Source organism: Klebsiella aerogenes, from assembly GCA_029027985.1.
In the GTDB taxonomy this organism is placed as follows: Bacteria; Pseudomonadota; Gammaproteobacteria; order Enterobacterales; family Enterobacteriaceae; genus Klebsiella; species Klebsiella aerogenes_A.
This window is the reverse complement of record CP119076.1, coordinates 4,520,367-4,535,002: the sequence shown is the minus strand read 5'-3', so window position 1 is coordinate 4,535,002 and position 14,636 is coordinate 4,520,367. Positions and strand designations below refer to the sequence as shown.

The 14,636-nt window shown below is 53.6% G+C and carries 11 protein-coding genes, 1 tRNA gene and 1 pseudogene; 4 read left to right on the top strand and 9 right to left on the bottom strand.

What is annotated here, in order from left to right:
- Positions 1 to 2 precede the first annotated feature (2 nt).
- Positions 3 to 1,724 (top strand): DUF87 domain-containing protein, encoded by a 1,722-nt coding sequence (locus PYR66_21560; GenBank protein WEF27829.1) that lies wholly within the window; start codon positions 3 to 5, stop codon positions 1,722 to 1,724.
- A gap of 66 nt (positions 1,725 to 1,790) precedes the next feature.
- Here PYR66_21560 and PYR66_21555 read toward each other — a convergent pair.
- From PYR66_21555 to aspA, 8 genes and pseudogenes are all read right to left on the bottom strand, one after another.
- A pseudogene (locus PYR66_21555) lies at positions 1,791 to 2,069 on the bottom strand (Arm DNA-binding domain-containing protein).
- A gap of 152 nt (positions 2,070 to 2,221) precedes the next feature.
- Positions 2,222 to 2,297 (bottom strand) — tRNA-Phe (locus tag PYR66_21550).
- A gap of 115 nt (positions 2,298 to 2,412) precedes the next feature.
- Entirely contained in the window at positions 2,413 to 4,500 is a 2,088-nt protein-coding gene (locus PYR66_21545) for a DUF1176 domain-containing protein (GenBank protein ID WEF27828.1), read from the bottom strand.
- A 66-nt stretch (positions 4,501 to 4,566) separates the two neighbouring features.
- Positions 4,567 to 5,142, bottom strand: a complete 576-nt coding sequence (locus PYR66_21540; GenBank protein ID WEF30520.1) for a transcriptional regulator — start codon at positions 5,140 to 5,142, stop codon at positions 4,567 to 4,569.
- Between the two features lie 35 nt (positions 5,143 to 5,177).
- Complete coding sequence (locus tag PYR66_21535) at positions 5,178 to 6,971, bottom strand: protein-disulfide reductase DsbD (protein ID WEF27827.1); 1,794 nt, start codon at positions 6,969 to 6,971, stop codon at positions 5,178 to 5,180.
- A complete protein-coding gene (cutA, locus tag PYR66_21530; protein WEF27826.1) occupies positions 6,947 to 7,270 on the bottom strand; it encodes a divalent cation tolerance protein CutA in 324 nt (107 codons plus the stop codon). Before cutA ends, PYR66_21535 begins: the two co-directional genes overlap by 25 nt.
- 95 nt (positions 7,271 to 7,365) lie before the next feature.
- Entirely contained in the window at positions 7,366 to 8,667 is a 1,302-nt protein-coding gene (locus PYR66_21525; protein ID WEF27825.1) for an anaerobic C4-dicarboxylate transporter, read from the bottom strand.
- A 113-nt stretch (positions 8,668 to 8,780) separates the two neighbouring features.
- Positions 8,781 to 10,217 (bottom strand): aspartate ammonia-lyase, encoded by a 1,437-nt coding sequence (gene aspA, locus PYR66_21520; GenBank protein WEF27824.1) that lies wholly within the window; start codon positions 10,215 to 10,217, stop codon positions 8,781 to 8,783.
- A gap of 336 nt (positions 10,218 to 10,553) precedes the next feature.
- Between aspA and fxsA the strand changes: the two genes are divergently transcribed.
- Positions 10,554 to 11,024: a membrane protein FxsA gene (gene fxsA, locus PYR66_21515; protein ID WEF27823.1), complete on the top strand. Its 471-nt coding sequence runs from the start codon at positions 10,554 to 10,556 to the stop codon at positions 11,022 to 11,024.
- Between the two features lie 33 nt (positions 11,025 to 11,057).
- On the opposite strand, the gene yjeH is transcribed toward fxsA, so the two are convergent.
- Entirely contained in the window at positions 11,058 to 12,305 is a 1,248-nt protein-coding gene (yjeH, locus tag PYR66_21510) for an L-methionine/branched-chain amino acid transporter (GenBank protein WEF27822.1), read from the bottom strand.
- 231 nt (positions 12,306 to 12,536) lie between these two features.
- Between yjeH and PYR66_21505 the strand changes: the two genes are divergently transcribed.
- Together PYR66_21505 and groL are read left to right on the top strand one after the other, a co-directional pair.
- Entirely contained in the window at positions 12,537 to 12,830 is a 294-nt protein-coding gene (locus PYR66_21505; GenBank protein ID WEF27821.1) for a co-chaperone GroES, read from the top strand.
- A 37-nt stretch (positions 12,831 to 12,867) separates the two neighbouring features.
- Entirely contained in the window at positions 12,868 to 14,514 is a 1,647-nt protein-coding gene (groL, locus tag PYR66_21500; GenBank protein ID WEF27820.1) for a chaperonin GroEL, read from the top strand.
- Positions 14,515 to 14,636 lie beyond the last annotated feature (122 nt).

Below are 14,636 nucleotides of genomic sequence, written 5' to 3'. Positions count from 1 at the left end.
ATATGGCATTGTTTGAATTTGAGGATGAACAGGCATTAGGTAAGGTTGCTTCGGTTGATACTACAACAGTGATCATTGATGTGGCAGTACCTGAATATCTAAAACGGCTCCAGGTTAATCGACTTGTTGTATTGCAAAGTGCAAGGCCGGGGCAACATTTGATTGGTCTTATAACACAAGTAACAAGGAAGAAAATAAATAATATATTAGACTCATCTGAAGAAGAGGAGCATGAACTGAATCTATGTAAAATTGCATTGATCGGTACGTTACTTGATAGAGATGGATCTAGACATAATGTTTTTCGTCGTACTTTAGAAAGTGTTCCGGAAATCGATGCAAATTGTTTTGCTCTTGAAGGGGAAGAATTAACGGCATTTATGAGAGTTCTTTCAAATGCTACTAGCCAAGGTAATGCGTTAACTTTAGGAAAATATACGCTTGATGATAATGCTACTGCGTATTTGAATGGGAACAAATTTTTTCAGAGACACGCTTTTGTTGGCGGAAGTACAGGTTCAGGTAAGTCATGGACGACAGCAAAAATTATTGAGCAGATGGCTGGTTTGCCATCTGCCAATGGAATTGTCTTTGATATTCATGGGGAGTATTCTCCTCTTTCTTATCAAGGTGTTAAACACTATAAGGTAGCAGGTCCTTTAGAGGTAGAACAAAATAAGACCATATCCGATGGTGTTATTTACCTTCCTTACTGGTTACTCTCTTATGAAGCTCTAGTCTCTTTATTTGTCGATCGTTCCGACCAAAATGCGCCAAATCAGGCAATGATTATCTCCAGAGAAATAAATAAAGCAAAAAAAGATTATTTAGAAAAGGGAAATCATCAGAATATTCTTGATAGTTTTACAGTGGATAGTCCAGTTCCTTTTGATATGGATTTTCTTCTGAAAAGATTAAATGAAATAAATTCTGAGATGGTTGATGGTGCCAGAGGTCAAAAGATGGGCGAGTTTAATGGAAAACTTTCTCGTTTGATATCCCGGCTTGAGAATAAGGTGACAGATAGACGTCTTGGTTTTTTATTTAAAGGCGGAAATGATACTTTACGGTTTGACTGGTTATCTGAACTTGCTAATGTTCTGTTAGGGAGTACTGCAGAAAATGGTGAGGGAGGCATAAAGATAGTTAGTTTTTCAGAAGTGCCTTCTGATATCCTCCCTCTGATCGTTTCTTTAGTTGCACGATTAGCATTTTCTTTACAACAGTGGACGCCTTCTGATTCTCGGCATCCGGTGGCTCTTTTGTGTGATGAAGCTCATCTTTATATGCCCCAGAGGAATGACGCTAGTGCGGCAGACGATATTTCCATAGATGTTTTTGAGAGAATAGCTAAAGAAGGAAGAAAATATGGGGTTAGCTTGGTTGTTATTAGCCAGAGACCCTCAGAGGTCAATAAAACAATGTTAAGCCAGTGCAGCAATTTCGTCTCAATGCGTTTAACAAATTCAGATGATCAATCTGTTGTGAGAAAACTTCTTCCTGAAAGTTTAGGAGGATTCAGTGATATTCTCCCCACACTCGATACAGGTGAGGCATTAGTTGTTGGTGATGCTAGTTTACTTCCCAGTAGAGTCAGGATTGATGAACCGCTTCATAAACCAAATAGTGGTACTGTTGATTTTTGGGATGAATGGCAGAATAATGCGACGGCAGGACGGATATCTCAGGCAATTAATAACTGGAGGAAGCAGGGTATCCAGTAGAAATTTATAAGTAGAAATTAGCAACGCTTATTGAAAGTGGTTCTCTTTTATAAGCTCTTTGCCGCATTTCTTCGCCTGTTTTTCCTGTTGCTTCTTTATCCCCGGATCGTCGCCCGCGCTGAGTACGGCGCGAGCCTCTTCACGCAGCTTGCGTGCATTCGCCAGCGTGACGGTCGGGTAAGCGCCAAACGCCAGCTTCTTTTCCTTGCCGCCGAAGCGGTACTTGAGCTGCCAGAGTTTAGATCCGTTAGGTTTGATATCGCAGATATAGCCCTGCGCGTCGCTGAGTTTGTAGGGTTTATCACCAGGCTTTGCATTGCGGATGGCGGTATCGGTGAGTGGCATAGCGGGGGCTCCAGAGTTTACCGAACCAATAGGCCCCCAAATACTCTGGATGTTAAAAAACCTGACGGAACTTTTCAGCACCATCAGGTTTCTTTAACTTACTGATTTTTTTAACGTTTCAGGACTTATAGGAACGCCATGAAACTAAATTTTGGTGCCCGGACTCGGAATCGAACCAAGGACACGGGGATTTTCAATCCCCTGCTCTACCGACTGAGCTATCCGGGCAACGGGGCGCATTAAACCGTAATCCGCCCACTCCGTCAATGAAATTTCTCTATTTATTGTTCAATTGCTTATCTTTGCGGCAATTCTGCGCTCAACGGCGCATTTATGCTTAAAATCACATCACTCCATTATCGCCTTCACGGACTTTCCAGCCGCTGATGATCGAGATGGCATGTCGTACGCCGGAGATGTCGTAATCACCGATGATGTCTTCTTCATCTCGCGGAGAACTGATGGTTAAGATGGCGTCCACCCCATGTCGGTAGGCGCCGTGATGGCTGAAGATCGTGCCGATAAAGCATTTATCGTTGAGCCATACCGGGATCCACGCCACCGTCTCGACGGTGTAATGTCCCGCAACGCCGCCATAGTAACTGTCTGCATCGTCTTTAGTGGTGCCTGGGGGGATAGGGCAAATCGGCTCATCGTTATCGCCAGCGGGTTTATCCTTCAGCAGGCTGGCCTGCATGACGTCCAGCGACGTTAACAAACCCGCTTTGTCCTTATCGTTTAAGGCAGGCATGGATGACTGCCCGTTTTCCGCGGCGCGGATGATATTGAGGTTATAACGGTAGCGGATAGCGATCGCCGGGGTGAGGGCGCTCTGGCTGAACGGGCGCAGTAGATACAGATTATCTTCACCAAACACGCCGTTAAACCACAGCGCATAGACCTGGCCGTTGATTCTGACCCAGTGGTCCCATTGGTTCGCCCCGCGGTCGTTAATCGAGTAGAGGGCGCCGGGCACGCCGGCATCGAAATTATCGTCTTCATTGCCGTCGGTACCGTCGACTGGCTCAAAAGTATTATCGCTGCGTTTCAGCACGCCGGTATAGCTGAACAAACCGGTACCGCCGACGTAGCTATCGATGATGAGGTCGCGTTTGCCATCGCCATCGAGGTCGATAAGCGTGAAGCTGATCTTGCCGTTTTCCGAGTCGGCGCTGATATCAGAATGCAGAAACGCCTGCCACTCATCATCGCTGATATCCACTGCTGGCTTATTGGTCGAGACCGGCGTGTCGTCGGCATAGGCCAGGGTAAAGTGAGTGACGTGACCGGTGAGCGGGAACTGCTCCGCGATGTTCTGTAGCGCGAGTTCCGGATTACGTTTCTGCTCTTTTAATACGGCATCATGTAATACCTTCAACGCGAGAATGTCGGCATCTCTGAGTTGCCTGGGGATCACCTTGCTGACGAAGGTAGGAAGCTGCCAGGTGCCGCCTGGGGTAATTTCCCGGCACATACCGGTGCTGTATTTCAGGCTCTGCACGAAGGTTTTACCATCCCACACCCGCTGTTCGCCGCTGACGCAATCGGCGATGCCGCGCCCCTTATTGAAGAAGGTCACCACGCCATCGTTATAGCTGGAGGCATCGGTGGTGATGAGCTGTGGTTTGGCGGCCAGCGTGTTATCCGCGACCCACATCGCGTAACCGTCGTTATAGGCGGCGCGCCAGCACAAGGCCTGAACCAGAGCGTGGTTTTTATCCAGCGGCGTGGCGGTGATTTGCCGTTCGCTGGCCGGGATATCCGCGTTATGCCAATCATCGCATTGGCTGTTGAGCACCGCGTCCAGTTGCGGTAGCCATTTTTGCCGCTGTTTTGCGTTAAGCGCGACAGGCTGGGCATTGTGGATAAAGGGCGCGCTGAGGATTTCCGGTGCGGGAACGGCATTCAGAATGGCACTGTCATCGCCGTCGCCTTTGCGCAAAAGCGCGTCAGCGGTGCCAATGCGCCGCTGGAATTCATCGATCTTGAGAAATACCGCGCTGCTACCGGCGTTGGATAGCCGCTTACGCTGGCCATTGAGCGCTAACTCGATTTTACCGTTCTGTTCCAGCGCAGTAACGAGCGCGCTGGTTTGCGTGCCGTCGAAGTGAAAATGGCTGTCGTCGATAGCATCGAGCGTTCCACGATCGCTATCGTTGATAAACAGGTTAACGGTGGCATCTGCTGGGATGTCGTGCTCGGTCTGCGCAAAGGTGGCCTGCGCGGTCGCTTGTCGCCCGGCGCCTGCGCTGCGGGTTATCAGGACGCTGACTTCGCCCATCGTGGCGCCATAGCCTGCCGCCCGGCAGGTGCCGGTATTATCGCAGGCGACCTCCCAGTTTTTGTAGGCGAAGGAGAAGCCCTGGGGAGTGGCGGCCATCAGCGAGGTCGAGCAAAGCCCCAGCACGGCGGCGCAGAGAAGAGAACGCATATAAATCCCGGTCACAAAAGGTATGAAGGAAATTATATGCGCCTTATAGGGGTTCGGATATCTGAATTAGGTGAGCGCGCCGCCCATTCGGCAACGGGCAAAACGCAGGATATCTTCCGCCAGACGCTGGGCGGTATCGACGTCGGACTGGCTGCGCTTGATCAGCAGCCGGCTCAGACAGCCTTCGATGATTAACTCCATCTGTTTGGCGACCATCTCCGGGTCATCCACCTCTAACTGCGTCAACAGTTCGTGAGTGTAGGCCAGCGAGGCCTGTTTCTGCTGTTCCGCCAGTTGGTGAATCGGATGTTGGGCATCCGGATAGAAGGTACAGGCGGCGATAAACAGGCAGCCTGGATAACGGTGGTTGCTGACGCATTTAGTCAGCGCGGTATAACGCGCCAGCAGTTTTTGCTCGGCGGTGAGCGTTTCGTCCAGCAAAAGCTGGCGACGCCAGGCTTCTACCTGCTGGCTTAAATAACGCAGGGCGTCATAGAGCAGCGCTTCGCGGTCGGGCCAAAAACGCTTGAGGTTATCAAGCGGGTATGCGACGCGTTCGGCGACCATTTCCAGCGTGGTGTTAGCGATACCCTCGATTTCGAGAATTTGTATGGCTTCACCCAGGACATCTTCACGTTGCACGGTAATCTCCTCCATTAATCCTCCTCAAGTGTCGTTCACGGTTGCCAATCGCGCAAATGGGCGCTGAATGCCGCCGCATCCATAAACCCGGTGACGCGCTGCGCGGGCTGTTCTTCTCCCTGCGCATTAAAGAACAGAATGGTGGGCAAGCCGAGCACCTGTAAATGTTTCAGCAGGGCAACGTCTTGCGCACTGTTCTTCGTGACATCCACTTGCAACAGAACGGTCTCTTTTAGGGCCTGTCGCACTTCAGGAGCGCTAAAGGTATATTTTTCGAACTCTTTACAGGCCACGCACCAGTCAGCATACAGATCGAGCATGACTGGTTTACCGTTGGCCTGCGCCAGCGCCTGGTTGAGCTCATCAACGGTGCTGATACGGGTAAATTCCAGATGCGCCTGCGAGTGGGCGGCCGGCACGCCGAATGCCCAATCCTGTAGCGGACGCGCGCTGACCAGCGCGGCGCCCAGCATGACGATTTGCACCAGCCGCAGCCAGGGCCTGGTCGCGCCAAGCGAAGTAATAAACGCCCAACCGAAGAAGGCGACGCCAAGCAGCGACCACAGGCGTAAGCCCCAGGCTTCGCCGATAACACGCTCCAGCAAAAAGATCGGCAGCGCGAGGATCACAAAACCAAACGCGGTTTTCACATGGGCCATCCACGGGCCGCTTTTCGGTAGCAGACGGTTGCCGAACACGGTCACCAGGATCAGCGGTAGCCCCATGCCTAGCGCGTACAGATACAGGGTACCGCCGCCCAGCCACAGATTTCCGCTTTGGGCGATATACAACAGAATGGCGCTAAGCGGGGCCGTCGTGCAAGGGGAACAGATCAGTCCTGCGATCGCGCCCATCGCAAAGACCCCGCCCGGCGAACCGCCCTGACGCGTGTTGCTCATCAGCGTCAGACGGGTTTGCAGCGACGAAGGTAGTTGCAAAGTAAACAGGCCGAACATCGACAGCGCCAGGGCGATAAAGACCACGGACAGGCCAATCAACACATAAGGATGCTGCAGCGCGGCCTGGAATTGCAGACCGGCCGCGGCAACGACCATCCCCAGCGCGGTATAGGTGACAGCCATCCCCTGGACGTAAATCAACGCCAATAGCAGGGCGCGGGCGGTGGATAAGCGCTGCTTACCGCCGAGTACAATACCGGAAATCAGCGGATACATCGGTAATACGCAAGGGGTAAAGGCGATGCCGATACCAATGAGCAATGCCCAGAGCGCGGAGAACGGCAGCGCTGCCGGTACGGCGCCGGTTTGGCTGCCGCTGGCGGGAATCGCCGCTGGTGTCGCGGCGAGCGGACGCTTTTCGACCGGCAGCGGCGGATTGAGTTTCGGCGGTAGGATAGCGGCTGGCGCGGATGGTTGAGTGGGTTCCGCATTACTGGAGACGCCGAGCACCGCGCTGAGCGGCACGATTTTTGTTTCCGGCGGGTAGCAGAATCCAGCATCGGCGCAGCCCTGGTAGGTGACGGTCAGCGTCGCGTCTTTGCTGGCTTCGGTGAGGGTAATCGGCAGCGTCAGGTGCTGACGATAAATCTCGCTTTTGCCGTAAAACTCATCTTCATGCCATTCGCCGGACGGCAGCGAAGGGCTGACGATCGCGGCATCCGTGGCCGTCAGCTTAATCTGCTGGCGGTAGAGGTAGTAACCCTCCTTGATTCGCCAGCTCAGGTTGAGATCGTGTTGATTCTGCTGGAAATCAAAAGCGAAAGCCTGGTCAGCAGGCACGAAGTTCGAACGCCCGGGGGCGTCGAACAACCCGGCGGTGGCTGATGCGCTGCACAGCAGCAGGATCAGCGTAATGATGCGTTGAGCCATGAGAGGTAATCGTTGTCTCCGTGAGTAACCGGCAAGACCAGCAGTTCAGGGGTTTGATACGGGTGATGGGACTTCAGGCAGTCCAGTAACGCCTGCTGATGGGTCTGATTGGTTTTGAGCAGCATTTGCACTTCATACTCTTGCTCAAGTTTTCCTTCCCAGTAGTAGAGCGACGTCGCTCCCGGCAGGATGGTGGCGCAGGCGGCGAGTTTTTCCCCCAGCGCTTTGGCCGCCAGATCCTGGGCGGTCGCTTCATCCGGCGCGGTACAGAGTACAACAACAGCATCAGGCGTAGTCATCGTGAACCTCGTATCAGCGAAAAGAGGCACTATAGCATGCAAGATGCGGGGAGATTAACGAAACGGGCCAGTATCTGACCCGTTTTTAACGACCTTTACAGCATGATGCCGCCGAAAATGAATCCGAGGATCACGCAGAGGGTAATGGCGATAACGCCGGGGATCAGGAAGGCGTGGTTGAAGACGTATTTGCCGATGCGCGTAGAGCCAGTGTCATCCATTTCGACCGCCGCCAGCAAGGTCGGGTAGGTGGGCAGTACGAACAGCGCGGAGACCGCGGCAAACGACGCAATCGCCGTCAGCGGGGTAACGCCGAGCAGCAGTGCGGCAGGCATCAGCGCCTTGGTGGTGGCGGCCTGCGAATAGAGCAGCGTGGCGGCGAAGAACAGCACGACCGCCAGCAGCCACGGATAGTTATGCAGCAGATCGCCCGCGACCGTCTGGATATCAGCGATGTGCGCTTTCACAAAGGTATCGCCGAGCCAGGCCACGCCAAGCACGCAGACACAGGCGCTCATCCCGGATTTAAAGGTGCTGGCATTCAGCACTTCGCCGGTATCGATTTTACAGGTGATGCTAATCAGCGTAGCAATGGTCAGCATGAAGACCACGATCGCTTCGTTACGCGGCAGCACCGGGTTCTGGATCAGGCCGACGGTATCGCTGATGGCGGTGGCGTAGAACATCACCGCGATAATACCGACGAGGAACAGCAGAACGGAGCGCTTGGCGTGTGGTTTCAGTTCGAAGACCTGGCTGCCGCGCAGCTTCACTTCGCCTTTCGCCAGACGTTCCTGATACACCGGATCGTCTTTCAGCTCGCAGCCGAGGAAGTTACAGACCACGGCTGTCAGCATCACGGCAATCAGAGTGACCGGCAGGCAGATCGCCAGCAGCGTCAGGTAGCTGACGCCGAGCGGTTCAAGGATACCGGCAAAGAAAACCACTGCCGCGGAGATCGGCGAGGCGGTAATCGCAATTTGCGACGCGACGACGGCGATGGAAAGCGGGCGGGAAGGGCGGATACCCTGTTCTTTCGCCACCTCGGTAATGACCGGCAGGGTGGAGAACGCAGTATGGCCCGTCCCCGCCAACACGGTCATAAACCAGGTGACCAGCGGCGCAAGGAAGGTGATGTATTTCGGATGGCGGCGCAGCATACGTTCGGCGAGGCTGACCAGATAGTCCATTCCTCCGGCGACCTGCATGGCGGCGATAGCGGCGATAACCGCCATAATGATTTCAATAACATCAAAGGGGATGGCCCCGGGTGGAATTTGAAAAATTAAGGTCAGGACGAGGACGCCGAGGCCACCGGCAAAGCCGATACCAATGCCCCCGAGCCGGGCCCCCAAATAGATTGCCAGCAAGACAACCACGAGCTCTGCACCGAACATATATGCCTTCCTTGTTTTTTAACAAGTTGATATTGAATTGTTGTGGTTTCGTAAACCCAAAAAAGCAAAAAGGCATGTCATTGACATGCCTTTGGCTAGTTTACCCTGAAAGCTTACTGTTCGCTTTCATCAGTGTACCGTTTTGCTTTGTAAGCCGGATGCATCAGGTTATGCGGAGAGAAAATGTCATCCAGTTCGGCTTCCGTCAGTAGCCCGCGTTCCAGCACCACTTCACGTACGCTCTTACCGGTTTCGGCGCAAATCTTGCCGACGATATCGCCATTGTGGTGGCCGATGAACGGGTTGAGGTAGGTGACGATGCCGATGGAGTTGTAGACGTAGCTTTCGCATACCGATTTATTCGCGGTAATGCCGTTCACGCATTTTTCCAGCAGGTTGTAGCAGGCGTTGGTCAGGATGTGGATAGATTCAAACATTGCCTGGCCAATCACCGGCTCCATCACGTTCAGCTGCAGCTGACCGGCTTCGGAGGCCATGGTGACGGTAGTGTCGTTGCCGATCACTTTAAAGCATACCTGGTTGACGACTTCCGGCACCACCGGGTTAACTTTTGCCGGCATGATAGAGGAGCCTGCCTGCAGTTCCGGTAGGTTGATTTCATTCAGGCCAGCGCGCGGGCCGGAAGAGAGCAGGCGCAGGTCGTTGCAAATCTTGGACAGTTTCACCGCCAGGCGTTTCAGCGAGCTGTGAACCATCACGTAAGCGCCGCAGTCAGAGGTCGCTTCAATCAGGTCTTCCGCCGGCAAGACCGGCAGGTTGCTGACTTCCGCCAGTTTCTGCACCGCCAGCTGTTGATAGCCGTCAGGAGTGTTCAGGCGGGTACCGATGGCGGTCGCGCCGAGGTTCACTTCCAGCAGCAGTTCCGCGGTACGCAGAATGCTTTTGGTCTCTTCATTCAGCAGAACGTTAAAGGCATGGAATTCCTGACCGAGGGTCATCGGCACCGCATCCTGCAGCTGGGTACGACCCATTTTCAGGATGTCCTGGAATTCAACGGCTTTTGCCTGGAAGCCTTCGCCCAGTTGTTTAATCGCGTCGATTAATTTGAGGATTGAGGCGTAGACCGCGATGCGGAACCCGGTCGGGTAGGCGTCGTTCGTGGACTGGCACTTGTTGACATGATCGTTAGGGTTCAGATACTGGTATTCACCTTTCTGGTGACCCATCAGTTCCAGACCAATATTCGCCAGCACTTCGTTGGTGTTCATGTTGACGGAAGTTCCTGCTCCGCCCTGGAACACATCGACCGGGAACTGGTCCATACATTTACCGTTGTTCAGCACTTCATCGCATGCGGCGACAATCGTGTTTGCGACGCTCTTAGGAATGGTTTGCAGTTCCTTGTTAGCCAGCGCGGCGGCCTTCTTCACCATGACCATGCCCCGCACGAACTCAGGGATATCGCTAATTTTGTTGTTGCTGATGTAGAAGTTTTCAATCGCTCTCAGAGTATGAACGCCATAGTATGCGTCAGCTGGAACTTCCCTGGTGCCCAACAGATCTTCTTCGATACGAATGTTGTTTAACATGTGAACCTTCTTTTTCAAGCTGCCAATGAATTCACCAAATACACAGAATTTATAGGATTTAGCGTATTTTCAGACCGGAGATTATTTCCTTAACCGGCCCGGTGCCCACGATCATATGCTGATGATAGCGAAGTTCAGTAACCTTGATCACTTATTATGTAGCGCAGCGGATAAGAATTATTAATCTGTGAAATGAGTCACCGCTTTACTATTTTTGAAAAAAATGCTGCTGCAGTTGATTGAATAAGGGATGCGCCGACCCCACATCCGTGAGACGCGAATAGCAAATTTATCACTACGGGCGTCGACGACGACGGCCGAATGAAGGAGACGCCGGTGCGTTGGATTCCGTTTATTGCCTTTTTCTTATACGTTTATGTCGAGATTTCGATCTTTATTCAGGTCGCGCACGTGCTCGGTGTGCTGTTAACGCTGATCCTGGTTATCTTTAGCTCGGTAGTCGGCATGTCATTGGTGCGCAACCAGGGTTTCAAAAACCTGATGCTGATGCAGCAGAAAATGGCGGCAGGTGAAAGCCCGGCCGCAGAAATGATTAAAAGCGTGTCGCTGATTATCGCTGGCCTGCTGCTGCTGATCCCGGGTTTCTTTACCGACTTCCTCGGCCTGTTGCTGCTGCTGCCGCCGGTACAAAAGCTGATGACCTTAAAACTGATGCCGTATCTGCGTTTTAGCCGGATGCCGGGCGGCGGTTTTAGCGCGGGCGGCGGCAATGGGGACACCTTCGAAGGGGAGTTCCAGCGCAAAGACGACGAGCGCGACCGTCTGGATCATAAAGACGACCGCTAAGACGAAAAAAAACCGGCCTGCGCCGGTTTTTTATTACCTGCTGGTTGGTATGGGGCGTTCAGGCAGTAGGCGCCACAGCGCTGCCAGCACAATAATCGCGTACAAGCTTTTCCAACCGACCATCGCTAACAGCAACAGGCACAGCAGGCTTCCTGCCACCGCCAGTACGCGGTACTTACCCTGTAGCAGTCGGCAGCCCGCCAGCATGCACAGCAGATAAATCATGATGAAAATACCGTTGGCGTAAACGATCAGCGCATCGAGATTAATATTTAGCCAGTAAATGCACAGCGTACTGAGTACGCAGCAGCCTAATACTGCATTCAGCGCATTGCGCGGTACCTGGCGCGGCGACAGTCTGGCCAGATAGCTATTTGGCTTGAACTGCGCCTGCGACCAGACCAGGCGGGCAAAACTTTGAATATAGATGTTGAGGCTGGCGAAGCAGGCGAGATAGCCGATAACGCACGCCACCCACAGCGCCTGGACGCCGAACAGTTGTACCACGATGTTCGGTAGCGAGGCGGCAGCGGCCATGTCTGCGCCGTAGGCGTGAAAATGCAGCACCACCACGGTACAACCCCAGTAGACGGTTCCCGCCAGCAGTAAGCCAATCATCAATGCCCGCGGGAAGTCGCGTTCCGGGCGTTTAAACTCAGACGCCAGATGGGCGAAGGCTTCGAGACCGACGAAGCACCAGAACATCACCGATAGCGCGGAAAACAGTTGGAAAGCGTCAATATCTGTAGGCGCCGGGAAGGGGATCTGCGCCGGATGAATTCCACCACGCCACCAGATCGCGGCGATCAGCGCGACTATCAATACCGCGACCAGCGTCTGCAGATTGGCGCTGGAGCTGGCGCCGCGCGAGCCGACCCACCAGACCATCGCCAACGTAGCGAGTTCGGCAAGCAGCAATTGCGTATCGTGCCAGCCGAACAGCGCCTGGCCAAAGCCGGTGGCGATATGTAGGGCCGCCGGCAGCCCCACCGGGATGACTGACAAAAACAGCCAGCCGGTCACCCGCGCCAGACGCGGGCCGAATGCCATATCCACGAAATGGGCCACGCCGCCAGCGCTGGGAAAATGGCGGCCGAGGAGGGCAAAAACGATGGCGATGGGAAAGACCAGGATAATCAGCGCCGGCCATGCCCACAGGCTGTTGTCGCCCGCCACCAGCGCGGCCAGCGCCGGTACGGCGAACACGCCGGTTCCCAGTAATGATGTTGAAAGTAACCCGACGCCCTGTCCTAGCCCCAACTCCTGTTTTAAACCACTCATGATTCAACCCTGCGCGCGGCAAAAAAGGGATGGTATCACAACCTTTTGCGCCAGAAAGAGCCGCCATCAGGGGAATGTTTTTGCGCGTTAGCGCACAGGCGGAAATTTTTTTTTAATTTTCCCCTTGAAGCGGCAAATGGCCATCCCCATCTCTCTCTGCACTAGTCGGAAACCGTTTACGGCCCGGCGCTATCCATAACTGATAATGACTTTCTCGAAGGAGAGCTATCAATGAGTATTCGTCCGTTACATGATCGTGTGATCGTCAAACGTAAAGAAGTTGAAACCAAATCTGCAGGCGGCATCGTTCTGACCGGTTCTGCGGCAGCTAAATCAACTCGTGGCGAAATCATCGCTGTCGGTAAAGGCCGCATCCTGGAAAACGGAACCGTGCAGCCGCTGGACGTAAAAGTTGGTGACATCGTGATTTTCAACGATGGTTACGGCGTGAAGTCTGAGAAGATCGACAACGAAGAAGTGCTGATCATGTCCGAAAGCGACATTCTGGCAATTGTTGAAGCGTAATTCGCACGACCCTGAACGAATTTGAGGAATAAAAGAAATGGCAGCAAAAGACGTAAAATTCGGTAACGACGCTCGTGTAAAAATGCTGCGCGGCGTAAACGTACTGGCAGATGCAGTTAAAGTCACCCTGGGCCCGAAAGGCCGTAACGTAGTTCTGGACAAATCTTTCGGCGCGCCGACCATCACTAAAGATGGCGTTTCCGTTGCTCGTGAAATCGAACTGGAAGACAAGTTCGAAAACATGGGCGCGCAGATGGTGAAAGAAGTTGCCTCTAAAGCGAACGACGCGGCAGGCGACGGTACCACCACCGCGACCGTACTGGCGCAGGCTATCATCGCTGAAGGCCTGAAAGCCGTTGCCGCGGGTATGAACCCGATGGACCTGAAACGTGGTATCGACAAAGCTGTCGTTGCCGCTGTTGAAGAACTGAAAGCGCTGTCCGTACCGTGCTCTGACTCTAAAGCCATTGCTCAGGTTGGTACCATCTCCGCTAACTCCGACGAAACCGTAGGTAAACTGATCGCGGAAGCGATGGATAAAGTCGGTAAAGAAGGCGTGATCACCGTGGAAGACGGCACCGGTCTGGAAGACGAGCTGGACGTGGTTGAAGGCATGCAGTTCGATCGCGGCTACCTGTCCCCGTACTTCATCAACAAGCCGGACACTGGCGCTGTTGAGCTGGAAAGCCCGTTCATCCTGCTGGCTGACAAAAAAATCTCCAACATCCGCGAAATGCTGCCGGTTCTGGAAGCCGTAGCGAAAGCAGGCAAACCGCTGCTGATCATCGCTGAAGATGTTGAAGGCGAAGCGCTGGCTACCCTGGTGGTTAACACCATGCGCGGTATTGTTAAAGTTGCTGCGGTTAAAGCACCGGGCTTCGGCGACCGTCGTAAAGCTATGCTGCAGGACATCGCGACTCTGACTGGCGGTACCGTTATCTCTGAAGAGATCGGTATGGAGCTGGAAAAAGCGACGCTGGAAGACCTGGGCCAGGCGAAACGCGTGGTGATCAACAAAGACACCACCACTATCATCGATGGTGTTGGCGAAGAAGCGGCGATTCAGGGCCGTGTTGCTCAGATCCGTAAGCAGATCGAAGAAGCGACCTCCGATTACGATCGTGAAAAACTGCAGGAACGCGTTGCTAAACTGGCAGGCGGCGTTGCCGTTATCAAAGTCGGTGCTGCTACCGAAGTTGAAATGAAAGAGAAAAAAGCACGCGTTGACGATGCCCTGCACGCGACCCGTGCTGCGGTTGAAGAAGGCGTGGTTGCAGGCGGCGGCGTAGCGCTGGTTCGCGTGGCAGCGAAAATCGCTGGCCTGACTGCTCAGAACGAAGATCAGAACGTCGGTATCAAAGTTGCGCTGCGCGCAATGGAAGCGCCGCTGCGTCAGATCGTTTCCAACGCCGGCGAAGAGCCGTCTGTTGTGGCTAACAACGTGAAAGCGGGCGACGGCAACTACGGTTACAACGCCGCGACTGAAGAATACGGCAACATGATCGACTTCGGTATCCTGGACCCGACTAAAGTGACCCGTTCTGCTCTGCAGTACGCGGCATCTGTTGCTGGTCTGATGATCACTACCGAGTGCATGGTGACCGACCTGCCGAAAGGCGATGCGCCTGACTTAGGTGCTGCTGGTGGTATGGGCGGCATGGGCGGTATGGGCGGCATGATGTAATCGTGCGCTATACGCCATAAAATGCAGAAACCCCCGGCCAGAAATGGCTGGGGGTTTTTCTTTTTATTGGCTTTTTAGTATAAGATTTACATCCGGGCCAGTGCGTCCAGCTCATTGATCAT